The organism is Sphaerotilus montanus (assembly GCF_013410775.1).
GTDB lineage: Bacteria > Pseudomonadota > Gammaproteobacteria > Burkholderiales > Burkholderiaceae_C > Sphaerotilus > Sphaerotilus montanus.
The window spans coordinates 3,812,805-3,833,539 of the sequence record NZ_JACCFH010000001.1 but is presented as its reverse complement, the minus strand read 5'-3'; the positions used below and the strand labels follow the sequence as shown (position 1 = coordinate 3,833,539).

The 20,735-nt window shown below is 69.4% G+C and carries 15 protein-coding genes; 4 read left to right on the top strand and 11 right to left on the bottom strand.

What is annotated here, in order from left to right; genetic code table 11:
• Window positions 1-32: 32 nt before the first annotated feature.
• From BDD16_RS17445 to BDD16_RS17430, 4 genes are read right to left on the bottom strand one after another with little or no spacing between them, the layout of a single operon-like run.
• Window positions 33-3,629 carry a transglutaminase family protein gene (locus BDD16_RS17445; RefSeq protein WP_179635106.1) on the bottom strand — a complete coding sequence of 1,199 codons (3,597 nt, stop codon included), beginning with the start codon at window positions 3,627-3,629 and terminating at the stop codon, window positions 33-35.
• Between the two features lie 21 nt (window positions 3,630-3,650).
• Window positions 3,651-4,607 carry an alpha-E domain-containing protein gene (locus tag BDD16_RS17440; RefSeq protein ID WP_179635105.1) on the bottom strand — a complete coding sequence of 319 codons (957 nt, stop codon included), beginning with the start codon at window positions 4,605-4,607 and terminating at the stop codon, window positions 3,651-3,653.
• A 5-nt stretch (window positions 4,608-4,612) separates the two neighbouring features.
• Entirely contained in the window at window positions 4,613-6,046 is a 1,434-nt protein-coding gene (locus BDD16_RS17435; protein WP_179635104.1) for a circularly permuted type 2 ATP-grasp protein, read from the bottom strand.
• On the bottom strand, window positions 6,043-8,532 hold the full coding sequence (locus tag BDD16_RS17430) for a DNA internalization-related competence protein ComEC/Rec2 (RefSeq protein ID WP_179635103.1): 2,490 nt from the start codon (window positions 8,530-8,532) through the stop codon (window positions 6,043-6,045). Before BDD16_RS17430 ends, BDD16_RS17435 begins: the two co-directional genes overlap by 4 nt.
• Window positions 8,533-8,661: 129 nt before the next feature.
• Between BDD16_RS17430 and BDD16_RS17425 the strand changes: the two genes are divergently transcribed.
• The 4 genes from BDD16_RS17425 to BDD16_RS17410 all read left to right on the top strand — a co-directional run bounded on the left by BDD16_RS17425 (window position 8,662) and on the right by BDD16_RS17410 (window position 12,154).
• A complete protein-coding gene (locus tag BDD16_RS17425; RefSeq protein ID WP_179635102.1) occupies window positions 8,662-9,120 on the top strand; it encodes a RidA family protein in 459 nt (152 codons plus the stop codon).
• Window positions 9,117-9,644, top strand: coding sequence for a disulfide bond formation protein B (locus tag BDD16_RS17420; RefSeq protein ID WP_246332589.1), 528 nt, complete (start codon window positions 9,117-9,119; stop codon window positions 9,642-9,644). The genes BDD16_RS17425 and BDD16_RS17420 overlap by 4 nt, the downstream gene beginning before the upstream one ends.
• 154 nt (window positions 9,645-9,798) lie before the next feature.
• Window positions 9,799-11,379, top strand: a complete 1,581-nt coding sequence (locus BDD16_RS17415; protein ID WP_179635101.1) for an ATPase, T2SS/T4P/T4SS family — start codon at window positions 9,799-9,801, stop codon at window positions 11,377-11,379.
• Window positions 11,357-12,154 (top strand): hypothetical protein, encoded by a 798-nt coding sequence (locus tag BDD16_RS17410; protein WP_179635100.1) that lies wholly within the window; start codon window positions 11,357-11,359, stop codon window positions 12,152-12,154. The genes BDD16_RS17415 and BDD16_RS17410 overlap by 23 nt, the downstream gene beginning before the upstream one ends.
• Here BDD16_RS17410 and BDD16_RS17405 read toward each other — a convergent pair.
• The 7 genes from BDD16_RS17405 to BDD16_RS17375 form a co-directional block, all read right to left on the bottom strand.
• Window positions 12,106-13,524: an ATP-binding protein gene (locus tag BDD16_RS17405; RefSeq protein WP_310732775.1), complete on the bottom strand. Its 1,419-nt coding sequence runs from the start codon at window positions 13,522-13,524 to the stop codon at window positions 12,106-12,108. The genes BDD16_RS17410 and BDD16_RS17405 overlap by 49 nt on opposite strands.
• Window positions 13,521-14,231 (bottom strand): winged helix-turn-helix domain-containing protein, encoded by a 711-nt coding sequence (locus tag BDD16_RS17400; protein WP_179635099.1) that lies wholly within the window; start codon window positions 14,229-14,231, stop codon window positions 13,521-13,523. Before BDD16_RS17400 ends, BDD16_RS17405 begins: the two co-directional genes overlap by 4 nt.
• 476 nt (window positions 14,232-14,707) lie before the next feature.
• Window positions 14,708-17,053 (bottom strand): DNA topoisomerase IV subunit A, encoded by a 2,346-nt coding sequence (gene parC / locus BDD16_RS17395; RefSeq protein ID WP_179635098.1) that lies wholly within the window; start codon window positions 17,051-17,053, stop codon window positions 14,708-14,710.
• A gap of 60 nt (window positions 17,054-17,113) precedes the next feature.
• The gene (locus BDD16_RS17390) at window positions 17,114-17,656 is read right to left on the bottom strand and encodes a hypothetical protein (protein ID WP_179635097.1); all 543 of its coding nucleotides are present in this window, start codon (window positions 17,654-17,656) and stop codon (window positions 17,114-17,116) included.
• A 13-nt stretch (window positions 17,657-17,669) separates the two neighbouring features.
• Window positions 17,670-18,455, bottom strand: coding sequence for a DUF481 domain-containing protein (locus tag BDD16_RS17385; protein ID WP_179635096.1), 786 nt, complete (start codon window positions 18,453-18,455; stop codon window positions 17,670-17,672).
• A gap of 224 nt (window positions 18,456-18,679) precedes the next feature.
• Window positions 18,680-19,801: a hypothetical protein gene (locus tag BDD16_RS17380; RefSeq protein ID WP_179635095.1), complete on the bottom strand. Its 1,122-nt coding sequence runs from the start codon at window positions 19,799-19,801 to the stop codon at window positions 18,680-18,682.
• 282 nt (window positions 19,802-20,083) lie between these two features.
• Complete coding sequence (locus tag BDD16_RS17375; RefSeq protein WP_179635094.1) at window positions 20,084-20,734, bottom strand: response regulator; 651 nt, start codon at window positions 20,732-20,734, stop codon at window positions 20,084-20,086.
• Window position 20,735 lies beyond the last annotated feature (1 nt).

Below are 20,735 nucleotides of genomic sequence, written 5' to 3'. Positions count from 1 at the left end.
GGGACAGCCACAGTGGCGGACCCTGACCCGGATCAGGTCCGGCGCAGGTCCAGCGTGAAGGGGAACTCCAGACTGCGCTGCGCCACGCCCGGCACGACCTTGCCCGGGGTGTGGCCCATCGCGAAGAAGCGCGCCAGACGGCGGCTCTCGGCCTCGAACGAATTCACCGGGAAGGTGTCGTGGTTGCGTCCGCCCGGATGCGCCACATGGTACTGGCAGCCGCCCAGCGAGCGGTTGTTCCAGGTGTCGACCAGGTCGAAGGTCAGCGGCGCATGGACGCCGATGGTCGGGTGCAGCGCGGCCGGCGGCTGCCAGGCACGGTAACGCACCCCCGCCACGTACTCGCCCACCCGGCCGGTCGGCTGCAGCGCCAGCGGCTCGCCGTTGACGGTGACGACATGGCGCGGATCGACCAGCCCGGTGACCAGCACCTCGATGCGCTCCAGCGACGAATCGACGTAGCGCACCGTGCCACCGATCGCACCCTCCTCGCCCATCACGTGCCACGGCTCCAGCGCGTTGCGCAGCGTCAGGTGCACACCACGCGCCGACATCTCGCCCACCTTCGGGAAGCGGAACTCGAAATGCGGCGCGAACCAGGCCGAATCGAAGGCATAACCGTCCTGCTGCAGGTCGGCCATCACGTCGTCAAGGTCCATCCGCACGAAGGTCGGCAGCAGGAAGCGGTCGTGCAGCTCGGTGCCCCAGCGCACCAGCGGCGCGCGGTACGGCTCCTTCCAGAACCGGGCGATCAGCGTGCGCAGCAGCAACTGCTGCACGATCGACATGCGCGCATGCGGCGGCATCTCGAAGGCGCGCAGCTCCAGCAGACCCAGGCGGCCCGTGGACGAGTCCGGCGAGTAGAGCTTGTCAATGCAGAACTCGCTGCGGTGCGTGTTGCCGGTGACGTCGATCAGCACGTTGCGCAGCGTGCGGTCCACCAGCCACGGCGGCATGTCCGTGCCGTAGATCGCCTTGTTGCGCTCGATCTCGGCCAGCGCGATTTCCAGCTCGTAGATCTGGTCGTTGCGGGCCTCGTCGACGCGCGGCGCCTGGCTGGTCGGGCCGATGAACATGCCCGAGAACAGATAGCTCAAGGACGGGTGGTTGTGCCAGTAGGTCAGCAGCGAAGCCAGCAGGTCCGGCCGGCGCAGGAACGGCGAGTCCGACGGCGTGGCGCCGCCCATGACCATGTGGTTGCCACCGCCGGTGCCGGTGTGGCGGCCGTCGAGCATGAACTTCTCGGTCGACAGGCGGGTCTTCCAGGCCGCGTCGTAGAGGAACTCGGTCTGCGACACCAGATCGCGCCAGCTGTGCGCGGGGTGGATGTTGACTTCGATGACACCCGGGTCCGGCGTGACCTGCAGCACCGTCAGGCGCGGGTCGCGCGGCGGCGGATAGCCTTCGAGGACGATCTGCACACCCAGATCCTCGGCGGTCGCCTCGACGGCGGCGAGCAGATCCAGGTAATCCGCCAGATGCGCCAGCGGCGGCATGAAGACATAGAGCACGCCGGTGGCCTGGCCCACGCCTTCGGCCTTCGGGCCATTGGCGCGGCGCGGGTCACGCGCCTCGACGCACAGCGCGGTGCGGGTGATCCAGTGGGCCGACTCGAAGCGCTGCGGGTGGCGGGCGAGTTCCTCCGCACTCAGCGACGACAACGCGGACAGCGGCGCGGCACGCGACACGGTTCCCGGGCCATTGCCCACACCAGCCGCACCGCCTGCACCGGCTTCCGAACCAGCACCGAGGCCTGCGCCGGAACCCGTGCCGGTACCGGAACCCGACGTGGTCAGGTCCGCACCGAAGACATCGCCGAACGCATAGTCACCTTCGGACGGCCCGCCACGCTGCAGCGCCACCGTGCCACCTTCAGCAAAGCCGCCACCGATGACATGCGCGGCGTACTGGCTGCGCACCTGCGACGACGCCGGCAGCGTGTCGCGCTGGGCGAACGGGTCGTGGTCGATCTGGTACGGATAGTCCTTCTTGGCGACCCAGGGCAGCGAGTCCAGCGGCAGCCGGTAGCCCATCGGCGAGTCGCCGGGGATCAGGTACATGCGCTCGTCGCGGAAGAACCACGGGCCGGTCACCCAGCGCGGGCCGGCCAGCGACGGCGCGTCGCTAGGCTTGAGCGGCAGCACGTAGCCGATCGGCTCGTCCAGCCCCTGCGCGAAGACCCGGCGCAGGCGCACCCGCTCCAGCTCGTCCTCCAGCCGGCTGTCGAACGGGTCGACGTTGACCGGCAGGCGGCGCTCGCGCCACAGGTAGTACCAGGTGTCCTCGTAGCCCGTCTGCACGAACTGGTCGGTCATGCCGAGCTTGGCGCTGAGCAGGCGGATGAAGCGCTGCGCATCGTCGGCGGTGTACTGGTGCGGATCGCGCTCGTCGGCGAACAGCTCCGGGTTGTGCCAGCAGGGCTGGCCGTCCTTGCGCCAGTAGATCGACAGCGCCCAGCGCGGCAGCTGCTCGCCCGGGTACCACTTGCCCTGGCCGAAGTGCAGGAAACCGCCCTGCCCGTACTCGTCCCGCAGGCGGCGCACCAGTTCCTGCGCATAGAGGCGCTTGGTGGGGCCGAGCGCGTCGGTGTTCCATTCGGCGCCGTCGCGGTCATCGACCGAGACAAAGGTCGGCTCGCCGCCCATCGTCAGGCGCACGTCGCCCGCGACCAGCTCGGCATCCACCGCCTCGCCCAGCGCCAGCATCTCGCCCCACTGGTCTTCGGTGTAGGGCTTGGTGACCCGCGGCGATTCCCAGACGCGCGTGACGCGCATCTCGTGGCTGAACTCCACCTCGCACTTGTCGACGGCACCGCTGATCGGTGCCGCGCTCGACGGCTGCGGCGTGCAGGCCAGCGGGATGTGGCCTTCGCCGGCCATCAGACCCGACGTGGGGTCCAGACCGATCCAGCCGCCGCCGGGCAGGTAGACCTCGCACCAGGCGTGCAGGTCGGTGAAATCGACTTCGGTGCCGCTCGGGCCGTCGAGGGCCTTCACGTCCGACTTCAGCTGGATCAGGTAACCCGACACGAAGCGCGCCGCCAGGCCCAGGTGGCGCAGCGTCTCCACCATCAGCCAGCCCGAGTCACGGCACGAACCCGACTTCAGCGTCAGCGTCTCTTCCGGCGTCTGCACGCCCGGCTCCAGACGGATGCCGTACTGGATGTCGCTCTGCAGGCGCTGGTTGAGGCCGACGAGGAAGTCGATCGTGCGCACTTCCTTGCGGTCGATCGAATCCACGAACGCCTGCAGCGCAGGGGTGGCGGGCTCCGGCACCAGGTACGGCGCCAGCTCCTGCTTCAGCCCGTCCTCGTAGACGAAGGGGTAGTTCTCGGCGCTCGGCTCCAGGAAAAAGTCGAACGGGTTGTAGACCGACATCTCGGCCACCAGATCGACGGTGACCTTGAAGTGGCGCGTCGGCTCCGGGAAGACGAGACGGCCGAGGTAGTTCGAGAACGGGTCCTGCTGCCAGTTGATGAAATGGGTCTCGGGCTCGACCCGCAGCGAATACGACAGGATCGGCGTGCGGCAGTGCGGCGCCGGCCGCAGGCGCACGATCTGTGGCGCCATGTTGACCAGGCGGTCGTAGGTGTAGTGGGTGACGTGACTGAGCGCGACGTGGATGGACACGGGAGAGTGCTTTCTTGTATTTCAGTGAACGGCCACGAGGAAATCGCGGCTGATGCCGGCCCCGAGGTCGCCGACGCGGTCCAGGAACTGCGTCAGGTAGGCGTGCAGGCCGGTCGACAGGATCTCGTCGATGCGGCCGAACTCCAGATCCGCGTGCAGCCGCCCCGCGCGGCGCAGCGTCTCGGACGTGGCGTCCGGCGCCACCAGCTTCAGGTTGGCGACGACTTCCTGCGTGCAGGCCGCCAGCGAGCGCGGCATGTCCTGGCGCAGGATCAGCAGCTCGGCCACCTTCTCCGGCTGGATCACGTTGCGGTAGACCTTGCGGTAGACCTCGAAGCCGGACACCGAACGCAGGATCGCCGACCAGTGGTAGAAGTCGTATTCTTGGTCGCGGGCGTCGGCGGCGCCGTAGAAGTCGCTCTCCACGGCATGGAACTTCACGTCCAGCAGCCGGGCGGTGTTGTCGGCGCGCTCCAGGAAGGTGCCGATGCGCACGAAGTGCAGCGACTCGTCCTGCAGCATGGTGCCGACCTGCACGCCGCGCGACAGATGCGAGCGGAACTTGACCCACTCGAACAGGCCGCTCGGGTCACGCTCGAAGGTGTTCTCGCGCAGCAGGCGGTTGAATTCGAGCCAGGTCTGGTTGGTGGTTTCCCAGACTTCGGTGGTCAGCGCGCCGCGCACCGCACGGGCGTTCTCGCGCGCCGCCCGCAGGCAGCAGAAGATCGAAGACGGGTTACGCTCGTCGCGGACCATGTAGTCCATGACGCTCTTGGCGGTGACCTCGCCGTAGCGGCGCGCGAAGTCGCCGCTCAGCTCGGAGATGCTCAGCAGGCCGCGCCAGCCCAGCTCCGACACCGCCGTGGATTGCGGCAGCAGCGCGGTCTGGTAGTTCACGTCCAGCATGCGGGCGGTGTTTTCGGCGCGCTCCATGTAGCGCGACATCCAGAAGAGGTGATCAGCAGTTCTTGACAGCATTTGGTTCAGTCCTCCAGCACCCAGGTGTCCTTGGTGCCCCCGCCCTGCGAGGAATTGACAACGAGAGAGCCTTCCTTGAGCGCGACCCGCGTCAGGCCGCCCGGCACCATCTGCACCGTCTTGCCCGACAGCACGAAGGGTCGCAGGTCAATGTGACGCGGCGCCACGCCCGATTCGACAAACGTGGGGCAGGTGGACAGGCTCAGGGTCGGCTGCGCGATGTAGTTGCTCGGGTTGGCGACGAGCTGCTCGCGGAAGGCGGCAATTTCCGCCTTGGTGGAGGCCGGGCCGACCAGCATGCCGTAGCCGCCCGCGCCGTGGACTTCCTTGACCACCAGTTCGTCGAGGTGGTCGAGCACGTACTTGTAGTCGTCCGCCTCGCGGCAGAGGTAGGTCGGCACGTTGTTGAGGATCGGCTTCTCGCCCAGGTAGAACTCGATCATCTTGGGCACGTAGGCGTAGATCGACTTGTCGTCGGCCACCCCGGTGCCGACCGCGTTCGACAGCGTCACGTTGCCGGCCCGGTAGACCGACAGCAGCCCCGGGCAGCCCAGCGTCGTGTCCGGTCGGAACACCAGCGGATCGAGGAAGTCGTCGTCCAGGCGGCGGTAGATCACGTCCACCCGCTTCGGGCCGCGCGTGGTGCGCATGAAGACGAAGTTGTCCTTGACGAACAGGTCCTGGCCCTCGACCAGCTCGACGCCCATCTGCTGCGCGAGGAACGCATGCTCGAAGTAGGCCGAGTTGTACATGCCGGGGGTCAGCACGACGACCGTCGGGTCGTTGACGCCGTTCGGGGCGACTTCGCGCAGCGTCTCCAGCAGCAGGTCGGGGTAGTGGGCGACGGGGGCAATGCGGTGGCTGGCGAACAGGTCCGGGAACAGCCGCATCATCATCTTGCGGTTTTCCAGCATGTAGCTCACGCCGCTGGGCACGCGCAGGTTGTCTTCCAGCACGTAGTAGTTGCCGCTGCCGTCCGGGTTGGCGGCGCGCACGATGTCGATGCCGGAGATGTGCGAATACACGCCGCCGGGCACGTCGACGCCGATCATCTCGGGGCGGAACTGTGCGTTGGACAGGATCTGGTCGGCCGGCACGATGCCCGCCTTGACGATCTCCTGGCCGTGGTAGACGTCGTGGATGAAGCGGTTGAGCGCGGTGACCCGCTGCTTCAGGCCCTTCTCCATCTCGCGCCACTCATGGGCAGGAATGACCCGGGGAATGAGGTCGAACGGGATGAGCCGCTCGGTGCCTTCGCCGGAATCCTTGTCGCCGTAGACGGCAAACGTGATCCCGACCCGCCGGAAGATCATTTCGGCCTCTTCGCGCCGGGCATGCATCACCTCGCGCGGCTGCTGCGACAGCCAGCGCTCATAGGTCCGATAGTGTTCCCGCACCGAAGTGCCGGTGGCATTCATTTCGTCGAACATCGGTCTCATGGGGGTGGTGGTTGATCGTTGAGAACAGACTTAGCAATATCAGGGCCATCGGCGACCAGCGGCACAGGTTCGATCAATTGCCAGTAGCGGACGCGCAGATTTCGTGCGCACCAATGTGCTTCGTCCGCACTGCGCCAGTGCCATGCACCACATTGGTTCGTCCTGATGACCGAAATGCCCTGTTCGGCATAGCGCTCCATCACCGGAGGCGCCGGATGCCCATAGCGGTTGTGCCGCCCAGCCTGCACGATAGCCCAGGTCGGTTGCACCGATTTGAGAAAATACAAGCCCGAGGAAGATACGCTGCCGTGGTGGGGCACCAGCAGCACCGCGGCCTTCAGGCGCTCCGGCTGGCGAATCACCAGCCGCAGTTCCTGGTCGATGCCGATGTCGCCCGTGAGCAGCGCGGCCCGACCACCAGACGACGCCACCCGCAGCACGCACGACACCGCGTTGGGCCGCAGCATGGCGATCCCGGGCCGGTCGTGGTCAGCCGCCTCCGGATGCAGCACCTCGAACCGGACGCCGTCCCATTCCCAGCGCGTGCCGGCGGTGCAGCGCTGGTGCGGGGCCCGGGCGCGCAGCGGATGCCCCGGCTCCAGCGAACTCTGCACCAGCCCGACCGGCAGCGCCTGCAGCACCGCGCTGGCGCCGCCGCTGTGGTCCGTGTCGCGGTGGGTGATGACCAGCTGGTCAAGCACGCGCACGCCGAGTGCCTGCAGCAGCGGCACCAGCACCCGCTCGCCAGCATTGCCCGCCTCGCCATGGCGCCCGTACGCCGGCCCGGTGTCGTAGAGCAGGCTGTGGCGGGCCGTCCGCACCAGCACGGCATTGCCCTGGCCGATGTCGGCCGCGAGCAGTTCGAATTCCCCTTCGGACGGCAGCGGCAGGGCGGGCCACAGCATCGGCAGCAGCAGTGGCAGCCCCGCCAGCCGCAGCCGCACCGGCAGCGGCGCAACCAGCAGCGCGGCCGCCGCCATGCCCAGCGCCTGGGCCCATGCCGGCGCGGCCGGCAGGTGCACGCTCGCCCAGGGCCACGCAGCGAGCATCTGCAGCACATGCATCAGTCCGGCAACCACCGGCAGCGCCCAGGCCCACAGCAGGGGGAGCAGCAACCCCAGCAGCGCCAGCGGCGTGATCACCAGCGTCACCAGCGGAATGGCCACGGCATTGGCCAGCAGCGAGACCAGCGAGATCTGCTGGAAAAACAGCAGCGTCCAGGGCGCCAGTCCCAGCGTGACGACCCACTGCGTGCGCCAGAGGCTGCGCAGTTCCTGCCCCGCCCGCCCGCGCCAGCCCGGGGCCACCTCGACCGCCGAGGGCGAGCCGCCCAGCATCAGCAGGCCCACCGCGACGAAGGACAACCAGAAGCCCGCCTGCAGCATCGCCCACGGATCGTGGACCACCACCCCAACCGCCGCCGCCAGCAGGATGCGCCCGCCCGACCAGCGCCGTGCCCCGCTGCGCAGCAGCACGACGATCGCCAGCATCAGCACCGTGCGCTGCGCCGGCACGCCCCACCCGGCCAGCAGCGCATAGGCCACCGCCACCGCCAAGCCGCCCCAGCGCACGACGACCGGCACCGGCAGGACCAGCAGCCATGCACTGCGCAGGCGCCAGATCCACCCGAGGACCACGCCACCCAGCCAGCCCAGCAGCGTGACGTGCAGGCCGCTGATCGAGACGAGGTGCGCGATGCCCGTCGTGCGGAAGACGGCCCAGTCCTCGCGCTCGATCGCCGCCTGGTCGCCCACCGCGAGCGCGGCCAGCATCCCGGCGGCAGGCGTGTCCCCCTGGCGCTCACGCAAGCGGTCGCGCAGGTCCTGGCGCCACCGGTCCACCGTCTCGCCACCGGTCTCGCCCAGCATCGCCGGCCCCACCCCGGCGCGACCCTGCACGGTGCCGACCGCACCGATCCCCCGCTCGAACCAGCCCAGCGCCACATCGAATCCATGCGGATTGACGGGCCCGTCCGGCAGCCGCAAGCGCACGGGCAGGCTCCAGCGCTGGCCGGCGCGGGGCATGGTTGCCGCAGAAAAACCGGGGGCATCGCCCGAGGGGTGCCAGGACAGACTCAGACGGGCGGGAACACCCGCCGGTGACGGCGGCTCCGTGCGCTCCACGCGCAGTTCGAACCGGATCCCTTCGGAGCGCCACACGGGCAGGCCCGACACCACACCGGTGACGCGCACCGGCTGCATTTCCAGGGCGGGATCCAGCCGGTCCGCCAGGCGCTGGTGGGCCCGCCAGTCGGTCACCGACCATGACAGCGCGGTGGCCGCGAGCAGGCAGAGCAGCCCGCGCCACCTCGGCACCCGGACCGCTGCACCCAGCCAGCAGCCCCCCGCAGCCAACACACCCGCCAGCAGCCAGAGCTGCGGAGGCGCGGTGGCAGACTGCTGCAGTTGCAGGGCGCTGCCGCACAGCCAGCCGACGGCCGCCCACCATCCACCGCGCCCGACGCACAGGTCCAGCCGCGCCTTCACCGACGCTCCCTGCCCGCCTGCCGCATCCCCTGCCCCTCGTTTTCTTGATGCCAGCCAGTGTAGGATCCTGCAGACATTCGGCGATTGCACATCGCGATTTTTTCACTTGAAGCCTCTCCGGAACCTCCCATGAGCATCCTCCAACGCCTCCAGGACCTGGGCATCACGCTGCCGCCCGTGGCCATCCCCGCCGCCGCCTACGTGCCCTTCGTGCGCACCGGCAACCTCGTCTTCCTGTCGGGCCACATCGCCAAGCGCGATGGCCAGCCCTGGGTCGGTCAGCTGGGCAAGACCATGGGCACCGAGGAAGGTCAGCAGGCCGCCCGTGCCATCGCCATCGACCTGCTCGGCACGCTGCAGGCCGCTGCGGGTGACCTCGACCGCGTGCGGCGCATCGTCAAGGTGATGAGCCTGGTCAACAGCACCGGTGACTACACCGAGCAGCACCTGGTCACCAACGGTGCCTCGCAGCTCTTCGCACAGGTCTTCGGCGACCAGATCGGCGCCCATGCGCGCAGCGCCTTCGGCGTGGCCCAGATCCCGCTGGGCGCCTGCGTCGAGATCGAGCTGATCGCCGAAATCGAATGAACGCCCGGCACATGCTGAAGCGCCATGCGCGCGCGGTGCTCGTGCTGATCGCGCTGGCCTGTCTGGCCAGCGTGGGCGGGGCACTGTTCGCGCAGCACCGCTTCGGAATGGAGCCCTGCCCCTGGTGCATCCTGCAGCGCATCCTCTTCCTGGCGATCGCGGTCGTCGCGCTGCTGGCGGCGGCCCTGCCGGTCGGCGGCCCCGGACGGCTGTCGGCCGTGCTGTCGTCGGTGCTGGTGGCGGGGCTGGGCGTGGCTGGCGGTGCGGCGGCGCTCTACCAGAATCTCGTCGCCGCCAAGCTGCCATCGTGTGACATGACCCTCGCCGACCGCATCGTTTCCGGCCTCGGACTGGATGCATGGCAGCCGGAGGTGTTCGAGGTGCGCTCGTCCTGCGCCGATGCGGCGGTGTCCCTGCTCGGGGTGCCGTTCGAGCTCTGGAGCTTCGGTCTGTTTGCATTGATCACGCTGATCGCCGCAGGTCTGGTGCTGGCAGCCTTCATGCCAGAGCCAGACAATATGTGAAATACTTGGCGAAATCATCCTGATATTTCGCGATTCATGCCCATCTTCTCTTTGCAGCTGCGCCTGACCCCGCACTTGACGGGGCGTGTCTCCGGGGGCACCGGCCCACAGGCGAGGGACGGTCACGGTCCACGGCATGGGGCCTAATGGCGCCATGAGCGAGCAGGAGCAGACCAGGATGCTGGCGCAGGAACAGGCCGAGCGGGTCGTGCAGCGCCTGATGCGGCGTTACAGCGCCGACACGCACCGCCCCGTGCCCCCGTCGGTGCAGGACAGCGCGTTCCGCGACTGGCTGGGGCTGGCCAGCGGCATGCCGCCGGCCGAGCTGACACGGGCCAGCGTCGAGCAGGCCGACACCCGCCTGATTCCCCTGGACATCAGCCGACAGCGGCTGTGCGTGGCCTTGCGCGCCACGGACGGCGCGATCGCGCTGGTGCTGGCCGACCCCTTCGACCGTGACCACCGGCTCTGGCTGGAAGCGCGCCTGCGCGACGCCGGCCACCCGCGCACGCGCTGGTACGTGACCCCGGTGCAGGCCCTGCTCGGGTTCGTCGACCGGATCGAGCAGACACGGCGGACCGACGAGGCCCTGCACACCGGGGTGCGCCAGCCGGGCCTCGGCGTGCCGGCGGAAACCGCTGCGCTGCGCCACATCAACGGCGTGCTGCGGCAGGCGCTGGGCGCGCAGGCCACCCACCTGCACTGGCTCCAGGCCGAACCAGCCTCCACGCCGGACGGCCAGGCCCGACCGGCCTCCGGCGTCTGGCAGATGCGCGTCGAAGGGACCCTGCGCCGCACCGTGGTGCCCGAGACGCCGGGGCCTTCGTTCGACGCGGTCTTCGAAGCGCTGCAGGCGGCGGCGACCCGCGACGGCCATCTGCCCGTGGTGCATGCCGGACGCCAGCTGACCGCCCACATCCGGGTGCTGCAGCGCACCTCGCCCGACGGGCAGGTGCAGCGTGCCGCCGTGCTGCGTCTTCCGGCGGTGCTGACCCGCCAGCGCCAGCCCGGGCTGGACGAACTCGGACACGACAGCGGCACGCTGGAGCGGCTGCGGCATTCCCTGCAACTCGCCCATGGCCTGTGGCTGGTGGTCTCGCCGCCGGGCGCCGGCAAGTCCGACACGCTGCACGCGCTGGAACGGGAGCTGGGCACGGGTGGCCAGCGCGTGCTGCGGCTGGAACGGCCGACCGTGTCCGAACTCGCCGGGGCGCTGGCACAGGATCCGGACCGGCTGCTGATCGACGAACTGGACACGCCCGAGGTGGCTGCGCGACTGGCCGACGAGGTCCTGAGCGGTCGCCCGGTCGTGCTGGGCGTGGCAGCACCAGACCCCTGGTCGGCGCTGGTGCGGCTGGAGCGGCTGGGCCTGTCGGCGCCCGTGCTCGCCGTCACGCTCAAGGGGATGCTCGTTCAAGGCCTGCTGCGGCTGAACTGCCCTTCGTGCAGCCGACCGGTGGCTCCGGCACGGGCCGGCCAGCCACCCTCGGTGCGCGGCGCGGGTTGCCCGGACTGCGGCCACACCGGTCAGGTGGGACGCCAGGTGATCAGCCGCTGGCTCGCGCTGACGCCTCCGCTGGCCGATCTGCTGACCACACCGGCGCCGTACCGGGCACTGCAGGCGGCGGCCACCCGGGAGGGCTACACCGGCCTGCAGGATGCCGCACTCGAATGGGTCACGGCCGGGCTGGTCTCGCTGGAGGAAGCCCGACGTGTCGCTGCGCTGGCGCTCTGAGCTGCTGCTGGAGCTGCGCATGCGGGGCTGCCAGGCCCAGCTGCTCGGCCCCGGCTGGACGCAGCAGAGCCAGGCATCCGCCAGCGCGGGCGGCAGCGGCAGCAGCGCGCTGTCGGCGGCGCTGGCCGCGCTCCGGCTGGCCGATGTCGACACGCTGCCGTCGATTGCCCACCTGCGGGTGGCGGACGAATATGTGCTGCACCGGCTGATCGACGGCGACGGCCCGCGGTCCGCGGTGCTGGAACAGGCGCGGGCACATTTCGACCAGGCGCTGGGGCCGGGCGAGCGCCACGTGATGCTGCTGCCACTCGGCCGGCGGCGCCACCGCTGGCTGGCGAGCGCCGTCAATGCCAGCGACCTCGCCGCGTGGACGGACGCCCTGCAGCAGGCGGGGGTGCACCTGGAAGACATGCAGCCGATGCTGTTCGACGAATGGCAGCGCCTGCGCGGACAGATCCGCGACGAGGACGCCGTGCTGGCACTGCTGCGCGAGGAAGGGGCCACCCTGATCCGGCTGATCGACGGTCTGCCGGTGGATCTGCTGTGGGAACGCTTCGATCCGGGCGACGCCACCACGCTGGACCGCCGCCTGCGCGCCTTCGCCCGCACGCCGCAGGGCCGCAGCCTGCGTCCGGCCTGGGCCCAGACCGACCATTCCGGCATACCTGCCCCGACCGAAGCCTCCCAGGTGATCTACCTGCTGCCCGAAAGCAGGACCCTGTGCCGCTACGTCTGGGACAACGACGCCGCACGGACCGGCCCGCTCGGCCCCTGAGGCGAATCCGCCTCGGCGCCGGACAGCGCCATGCCCACCTGCACGCGCAGGCCACCCAGCTCCGGCGAACGGTCGACCTCCACCGAGAGCTGCAGCGCCAGCGCGATGCGGCGCACGATCGACCAGCCGAGACCACTGCCCGGCCGCTCGTTGCCGAGTGCACGGAAGAAGCGCTCGCCCAGCCGCGCCAGATGCTCGGGCGGCAGGCCCGGCCCGCTGTCCTCGACCACCAGCATCACCCAGTCGGGCATCACCGGCACCACCGACACCCGCACCGTCGCCCCGCGCGGGCTGTAGCGCAAGGCGTTGTCGATCAGGTTGCGCAGCAGCACCGCCAGCAGCGTCGGCTCGGCGCGGACCCGCAGCCAGCCCTCCTCTTCGGGCGCGTCCAGCTGCAGCTCCTGGCCCTCGTCGAACGCGGCCGAGGCGATCTCGACCACCTCGTCGCGCGCCAGCACCACGAGATCGACCTGGTTCAGCCGGGCCTGGGGTTCGGCCTCCAGCCGGGCCAGCGTCAGCAGCTGCTGCACGAGCCGGGTGGCACGGTCGCAGCCGACCAGCGTCGCCTGCAGCGCGTGGCGCCGTGCGGCCGGATCGTGCACGGCCAGTGCGGCCTGGGCCTGGGCCCGGATGCCGGCGATCGGCGTGCGCAACTCGTGCGCGGCATCGGCGGTGAAGCGCCGCTCGGACGCGAGCAGCGCGGTCGTCCGCTCGAACAGCTCGTTGAGCGCGCTCACCAGCGGCAGCAGCTCGGTCGGCGCATCGTGCATCCGGATGGGATCGAGCGCCGCCGGGTCCCGGCTGGCCAGCTCCTTGCCGAGCCGGTCCAGCGGAACGAGGCCCAGCCGCACGGCCCACCACACGCTCAGTCCGAGCAGCGGCAAGGCCACCAGCAGCGGCAGCAGCGAGCTGCGCAGCACCGCCTGGAGAATCTCGGCGCGCGAATAGCTCAGCTCGCCCACCAGCACGATCACGTCGGACTGGGCCGGCCGGGCCGCGAAGACACGCCAGTCCCGCCCGGCCAGATGCGTCGCATGGAATCCGGGTTGCAGCGGCGCCAGCGGTTCGGAGGGCGCGTTCCAGGAATGCATGTCCAGCTGCCCCGCGCGCCAGACCTGGAACGCGACCCGAGGCGAATACCGGTGCAGGTTGTTGGCCGGTGGCAGGAGCACTTCGCCGCCGTCCTGCAACTGCAAGGCCACCAGCAGTGCCGCCGACTGTGCCAGATGGCCGTCGAGCAGGTCATCCAGTTCGCGCCGTGTGTCTGCCCAGGCCAGCACCGCGGCCAGCAACCACAGCAGCGCCACCCCCGCCAGCACCCGCCGCAGCAGCCGCGTGCGCAGCGAACTGCTGGCGACCCCGGTGCTCACAGCGGCGCAGGACTGCTGTCGGGGCCGGCGTCGGTGGCCACCGGGCTGGACTGGGCGGCAAAGGCGTAGCCGACACCGCGCACCGTGCGGATGCGGTGGGAGCCAAGCTTGCGTCGCAGGTGGTGGACATGCACCTCGATGGTGTTGCTGCCGACTTCCTCACCCCAGCCATAGAGGTGGTTTTCGAGTTGCTCGCGGGTCAGCACCCGGCCAGGACGCAGCATCAGCACGTGCAGCAGGCTGAACTCGCGGCTGGAGAGCTTGACCGTCTCGCCGTCCGCCCAGACCTCGCGTGAAGCCGGTTGCAGATCGACGCCGTTGCAACTGAGGCGGTCCTGTGCCTGGCCGTGGGAGCGGCGCACCAGCGCCCGCAGGCGGGCGGCCAGCTCATGCAGATCGACCGGCTTGACGACGTAGTCATCCGCACCGAGATCGAGCGCCTGGATGCGCTGGGGAACCGCGTCACGGGCCGTCAGCACCAGCACCGGCGTCGCCACGCCACGGGTGCGCAGGTTGTGCAGCACGTCCATGCCATCGACACGGGGCAGGCCGAGGTCGAGGATCGCCGCGGTGTAGGTCTGGTTCAGCAACTCGCGCTCGGCGGCCACACCGTCCCGGACCCAGTCCACCTGAAACCCCAGGGCCTTCAGCCCTGCGCGCAGACCATCGCCCAGCAAGGGGTCGTCTTCTGCCAGCAGCAATCGCATGATTTGAAAATATCCCTCAGTGAATGCCCGATGCTAACGGCTGGGGATGAAGGCCGCCTTAGTCTGACACGATTCCCGAATCGAAAAAAAGAAGGCCCGACCAAAAAGGGCCGGGCCTGAAAGCCCGCGCCACCTGAGTGGCACGGTGCGGGGGAACTGGAATCAGGTCAAGGATCGACCGCATGCGCAAGAACTGCAGGGATTGAGACACCACAATCTCCAGACAGTTCCCTCCGGACGGCGCATCGGGAATAGTTGGCTCACGACAGTTACGATTTGAACACAATCTGGAGCGTGAAACCAACGGCAGGTTACACAGGCAACCTTAACTGAGATTAACCGGAACGGGACTTTATCAATTGAGGTTCCTTATATATCAAATCCACCCCCCTGACGACAATCAGACCGCCATGAATATGCGGCCTGGAATGGCGGTGCCGATTGAGCAGACTCACCCACAAACAACGGGCAACCGTTCAAAGGGCGGTGACGCACTGGACCTTCATGGTCGTGTCGATCACGCGCCCCTTGCGCGCCCGCCGGCCGACATGGGCCGCCAGCGCCGCGGGCCGCAGATCCTCGTCGCGGGCCTTGGCCCCGCGCCCGACACCACGGACCCGCAGCCCGGTCGCGAAGGGCACCGCCATCAGCAGCGGATCGGCGGCCTCGACCTCCATCAGCGTCAGCCCGCGTCCGCCGTTGGGCTGGTGCTTGAGTTCACCCAGGCCAAACACCAGCAGCCGCCCGCCGCCCGCCAGGCAGGCCACCTGCGTGTGCGATGGCTCCACCGTCACTGGCGGGAACCACTGCTCGCCGACCTCCAGCGTCAGGTAGCTCTTGCCGCCCTTCTGCCGCGTCACGAGGTCACCGAGTCTGGCCAGCAGGCCGGTGCCGCCGCTGTGGGCCAGCAGCAGCATCCGGTCGGCCGGACCCGCCAGGTAATGCAGGATCTGCGTGCCCGACTCCATCTCGATCAGCGAGGTGATCGGCGCACCATCCCCGCGCGCACCCGGCAGCGCGCTGACCGGCACCGAGTAGACCCGCCCGTTGCTGCCGCAGACGATCAGCGGATCGACGGTGCGGCACTCGAAGGTGCCGTACAGCCCGTCGCCCGCCTTGAACGCGAAGCCGGCCGCGTCGTGGCCGTGGCCAGTGCGTGCGCGGACCCAGCCCTTCTGGCTCACCACCACCGTCACCGGCTCGTCGATGACCTTCACCTCGGCGACCGCCTTCTTCTCGGCCTGGATCAGCGTGCGGCGGTCGTCGCCGAACTGCTTCGTGTCGGCCTCGATCTCGCGGATCACCAGCCGGCGCAAGGAACTGGCGTTGCCGAGGATGTCCTCCAGTTTGCCCTGCTCGCCGCGCAGCTCCGACAGCTCCTGCTCGATCTTGATCGCCTCCAGCCGGGCGAGCTGGCGCAGGCGGATCTCCAGGATGTCCTCGGCCTGCCGGTCGCTCAGACGAAAGCGCGCGATCAGCGCCGCCTTGGGCTCGTCGCTCTCGCGGATGATGCGGATCACCTCGTCGATGTTGAGCAGCACCGTCTGCCGCCCTTCGAGGATGTGGATGCGGTCGAGCACGCGGGCCAGCCGGTGCTCGGTGCGGCGGCGCACGGTGGCCAGCCGGAAGCCGATCCACTCGCTGAGCATCTGGCGCAGGCTCTTCTGCGTCGGGCGGCCGTCGGCGCCGACCATGGTGAGGTTGACCGGGGCGGAGCTTTCGAGGCTGGTGTGCGCCAGCAGCGTGGTGATCAGCTCCTGCTGGTCGATGGCGCGGCTCTTGGGCTCGAACACCAGCCGCACGGCCGCGTCCTTGCTCGACTCGTCGCGCACGCCGTCGAGCACGGACAGCACCGTGGTCTTGAGCTGCACTTGCTCGGGGGTGAGCGCCTTCTTGCCGGTCTTGACCTTCGGGTTGGTCAGCTCCTCGATCTCTTCGAGCACGCGCTGGCTGCTGGCGCCCGGCGGCAGTTCGGTGACGACCAGCTGCCACTGGCCGCGCGCCAGATCCTCGATCTTCCAGCGGGCCCGCATCTTCAGCGTGCCGCGGCCGGTGCGGTAGGCGTCGCGGATGTCGCTCTCGCTGCTGATGAGCTGGCCGCCGCCGGGGTAGTCCGGTCCCGGCAGCAGCGCGTGCAGCGCGTCGTCGCTCAGGTGCTCGTCGCGGAGCAGCGCGACCACGGCGGCCGAGACCTCACGCAGGTTGTGGCTCGGGATCTCGGTGGCCAGACCCACGGCGATGCCGGACGCGCCGTTGAGCAGCACGAACGGCAGGCGGGCCGGCAGCTGGCGCGGCTCCTCGGTCGAGCCGTCGTAGTTGGGGATGAACTCGACCGTGCCCTCGTCGATCTCGTCGAGCAGCAGGCGGGAGATCGGCGCCAGCCGCGCCTCGGTGTAGCGCATGGCCGCGGCGCCGTCGCCGTCGCGCGAGCCGAAGTTGCCCTGGCCGTCGATCAGCGGGTAGCGCAGCGCGAAGTCCTGCGCCATGCGGACCAGCGCGTCGTAGGCGGCGGTGTCGCCATGCGGGTGGTAGCGGCCGAGCACGTCGCCGACGACGCGGGCGCTCTTGACAGGGCGCGCGCCGCTGGTCTGGCCGCTGCTGCTGCGCGAGGTGGTCAGGCCCATGCGCTGCATCGCGTAGAGGATGCGGCGCTGCACCGGCTTCTGGCCGTCGCAGACATCGGGCAGTGCCCGGCCCTTGACGACGCTGAGCGCGTATTCCAGATAGGCACGCTCGGCGTAGTGCGCGAGCGTCAGGGCGTCATCGCCGGAGCCGGGGTTGCCGGCGGGAGCGGAAGAGAAATCGATCGTGGTCTGGTCCATCTTGCGGCAGTCGGGTCACGGCATGACCCGCCGCCACAGTGGAGACCGGCACGGGTCAGTTCAGGCGCATTGGTGCACCTGCGGCGCGATTGTGCAGGACATCGGCGCGCCGCCCGTGCGGACAGGTACCGGGCGCATGGCACGGGGAGACTCGACCCGGGCCTCCAGCGCCCAGTCCAGGCCGGCGGAATCCAGTGCGCTGTCCAGTGCGACACGGTCTGTCGGCGCCGACCAGTCGGCCAGGCTGAAGCGGGTGTCGGGCACCTGGCCGGGCGCCTTGCCGGGGACCGGGTCCACCTGGGCCCAGTCGGCGCAGGTGTCGGCAAAACAGGGCGGCAGCAACTCCTCGGACACGCGGCTGGACACACCCTGGACGGGTGTGCGCCGCATCGCGACCGGCAACTCGACCAGCACCGGCGCAGGCGGCACGGCAGGTGCCGCAGAACGCATGGACGGCCACGGGGTGGCCGCGGGCGTCGCTGCGCCTGGTGTGGTGTCGCGCCGCTCGCGGTGGAGCCGTATCCGGCGCCGCCCTGCGAACAGGGCCACCAGCACGAAGATCAGCAGCAGTTGCACCAGGATGGAGGCCGTGCCGAGTTCCATGGGCGGATCCGGATCAGTCGAACTTGACCGACACGCCCGTGGTCAGCAGCGTGTCACCCTTCTTGCGGCCGACGCCCGGGTCGGAGTTGAAGGCATAGCCCAGGCCGACATTCAGGTTCATCACGCTGGACATCGCCACCGACAGCCCCGACGCGAAGCTGGCGCGGAACTCGCCGCGGTTGCGCAGGTTCGGGTAGACCGTCAGGCGCTGCCAGGCACTGGTCGTGTCCGACAGGCGGTGCTGCAACTCTTCGCCCAGCAGCAGTGCGGCGTAGCCATAGGACGAGCGCGACTGCCCGTCGATGACGGTGGCGGCCACGTACTTGTCGGCGTTGTAGGCCAGACCGCCGTAGACGTCGAACGTGGTGGCCGGGGTCTTGATCACGTGCAGACCGGCACCGGCGCCGAACACGCCACGCAGCGACAGGTTGGCGAGCTTGTCACGCTCCAGGTCGGCGGTGCCGAACGCGAAGGTGTCGGTGCCCAGGTTGTAGTCGTAGCGGCCACCTGCACGCAACTGCTCGGCCGAGGTCACGCCCGCAGCACGCGCATACAGCGCCGAGCCATAGACCGTCGCCTTGTCCTGCTCCGTCGCCCGCACGCCGTGCGCAGTCAGCGAGACGTTGGACGTGCGGCTGTTGCCGGACGAGAAGCTCGCGCCGAGACCGAGGGCTGCGCGCAGCTTGCCATCCGTCTTCAGCGTGGCGGTCGGAGTGGCCGGCGCGGCGGTCTGGGCCTGTGCCACGCTGGAGGCGAAGGCCGCGATGGACATCAGGCCGAGTGCGAAGAAGTTGTTCATTGGTGTGAGCTGGTGCGTTCGATGCGTACTGACCATTCCCCTGACAGTTGCTTTTTGAAAAAGCCCTCCCTGTCAGTTGTGGTTCCGTGCGGGCCATCCGCGGGGGGGAGGATGTGCGGCCCGCCAGCGAATGGTAGGCACGCATGTTCCGTGCAGTACCGGACCGAGGTCCGGCGCAAGCCTGTCCGAAAGTCTGGTTCGACGCGCCCGGAGGCCGCACCGCCTCACCAGGCGGCCTGGTAGGACCGCGGATGGAAGCGGGGGTGGCGCGTGATGGCGCCGAGGTCGACGAACTCGAAGTCGTTGAGCTTCATGCGCTGGATCTGCCAGATCGTCAGGCGCCCCCAGCGCTCGTCCGGATCGCCCTGGACGTAGAAGTCCGAGCCGATGTCGGCCACGTAGAGGCCGTATTTCTGCATCGCCCGCGCCAGCACCTTGGCCTGGGCCGTCCACCAGAACGGGATGTCGAAGTCCGCCCGCAGGCGCAGCAGCGCACCGAACGGAATGCCATCGGCCCGGGTCGTTCCGGCCGAGTGGCTGGCGGGCCAGGTGTGGCGCCGGTCGAGCACGGCGTCGCGGAAGGTCACGCGCAGCGCATGGGAAATCACGCCCGCCTCGACCTCGTCGGCGCGCGCCAGCAGCGGCAGGATGGGCAGGCCGGCCGCATCGGCAGAGGTCCAGCCGTCGGGCCGCATCTCCATCGACTTCAGGTCCCAGGCGGCGGTGGAATAGGCGCTCCAGCGGCCGTTGATCTGGTAGGTGAAGTAACTCTCCCAGAGGCGGCACGCCCCCTGCTCCAGCACCAGCACATGCCGGTCGCCGCAGGTGGCCGGGTCGTTGCACAGGCCGCGCTCGGCCTTGAGCAGACCGTCATTGGGATAGGGAAAGCGCCGGCGCGCCGGAATCAGGCCGTCGCAGCCACGCTTGATGACGGGCAGCCCCTGGTCCCCGACCGCACAGTCGCTTTCCGATGGCACGCCACTGCCGTTCGCATCGCGGGCGTCCTGGATGGCATGGCTGACGAGCGGCCAGCGGGTCGTGGCCGGGGTGCCGTCGACCACGCTGACGGGGATGCCGTAGTAGCGGTCGGTCTGCGCGGGATCGACCGTGCGGCCCCAGTCGGCGTGCAGCTTGCGGCCCAGGCCGATGGAGCCCAGCCAGGCCGCGCTGCGTTCGTGGGGCGGGAAGCGCTGCACATCGTCGATGCGCTGGCTGAAGATGGCACTGGAGGGAAAGAGTTCGCAGCCGGCCAGGGTCGGCGCGGCCTGTGCGGCCATGCCCGACAGCGCACCAAGCGCCATCGCGGCGGCGAGCACGGTGACTCGGAAGCAGGAATGAATGGACATGGGAATCGGGGCAGCAGCCAGGTGGAGACATCGATCACCCAGTATCGATCCATCACCACCGTCGTCCGCGCCGGACCCTGGTCACAACCCCGGGTGAATCTGGCAGATTCATGTAGTTTGAAAAAATTCCTCCCTGCCAGTTATGTTCCCTGCGAGCCGTCCGCGGGGGGGAGGACATGTTGGCTCGCAGAAACAATGGTAGGCGGGAGCCGCTGCCGCGCTGCCAGCCCTGGGGCGGGGGCGACCCCAGACCAAAGTCCGGGTGTCCGGACGCGCGGGGCGTCAGTTCGGCGGCACCAGCTTGTGGCGCAAGGCGATGAGCACGGCTTCGGTGCGGTTGCCCACGCCCAGCTTGCTGAGGATGTTGGTGATGTGGAACTTGACGGTCGGCAGCGCGATGTGCAGCTGGTCCGAGATGTCCTGGTTGCTCAGGCCGCGGGCCACCAGCGCCAGCAGCTCGCGCTCGCGCTGGGTCAGGTCAGCGCCGGGGGCCGTGTTCTGCGACACGCTGATCAACGCCTCGGTGGCTTCGGGCGACAGCACACGCCGGCCCCCGTAGGCCGCGCGGATCGTGTTGACCAGTTCGTGCGCCGACGCGGTCTTGGTGAGGTAGCCCACGGCCCCCGCGGCCAGCGCCCGCTGCACCTCGCCCGGTTCGGTCAGGCTGGTGAGGATCAGGAAGCGCGTCTGAGGTGCCAGCGGGCGCAGTTGCCGGATGGCCTCGATGCCGTCCATCTGCGGCATCAGCAGGTCCATCAGCACGACGTCCGGCTGCAGCGCCGGGATCATCCGCACGGCATCCGCGCCGTGCCCTGCTTCGCCCACGCAGAGGAAATCGTTCTCGCCGGTGATCATCCCCACCAGACCGGCGCGGATCATCGGATGGTCATCGACGATGAAGACGCTGATGCGCGTCGCTTGGGGATCGTTCATG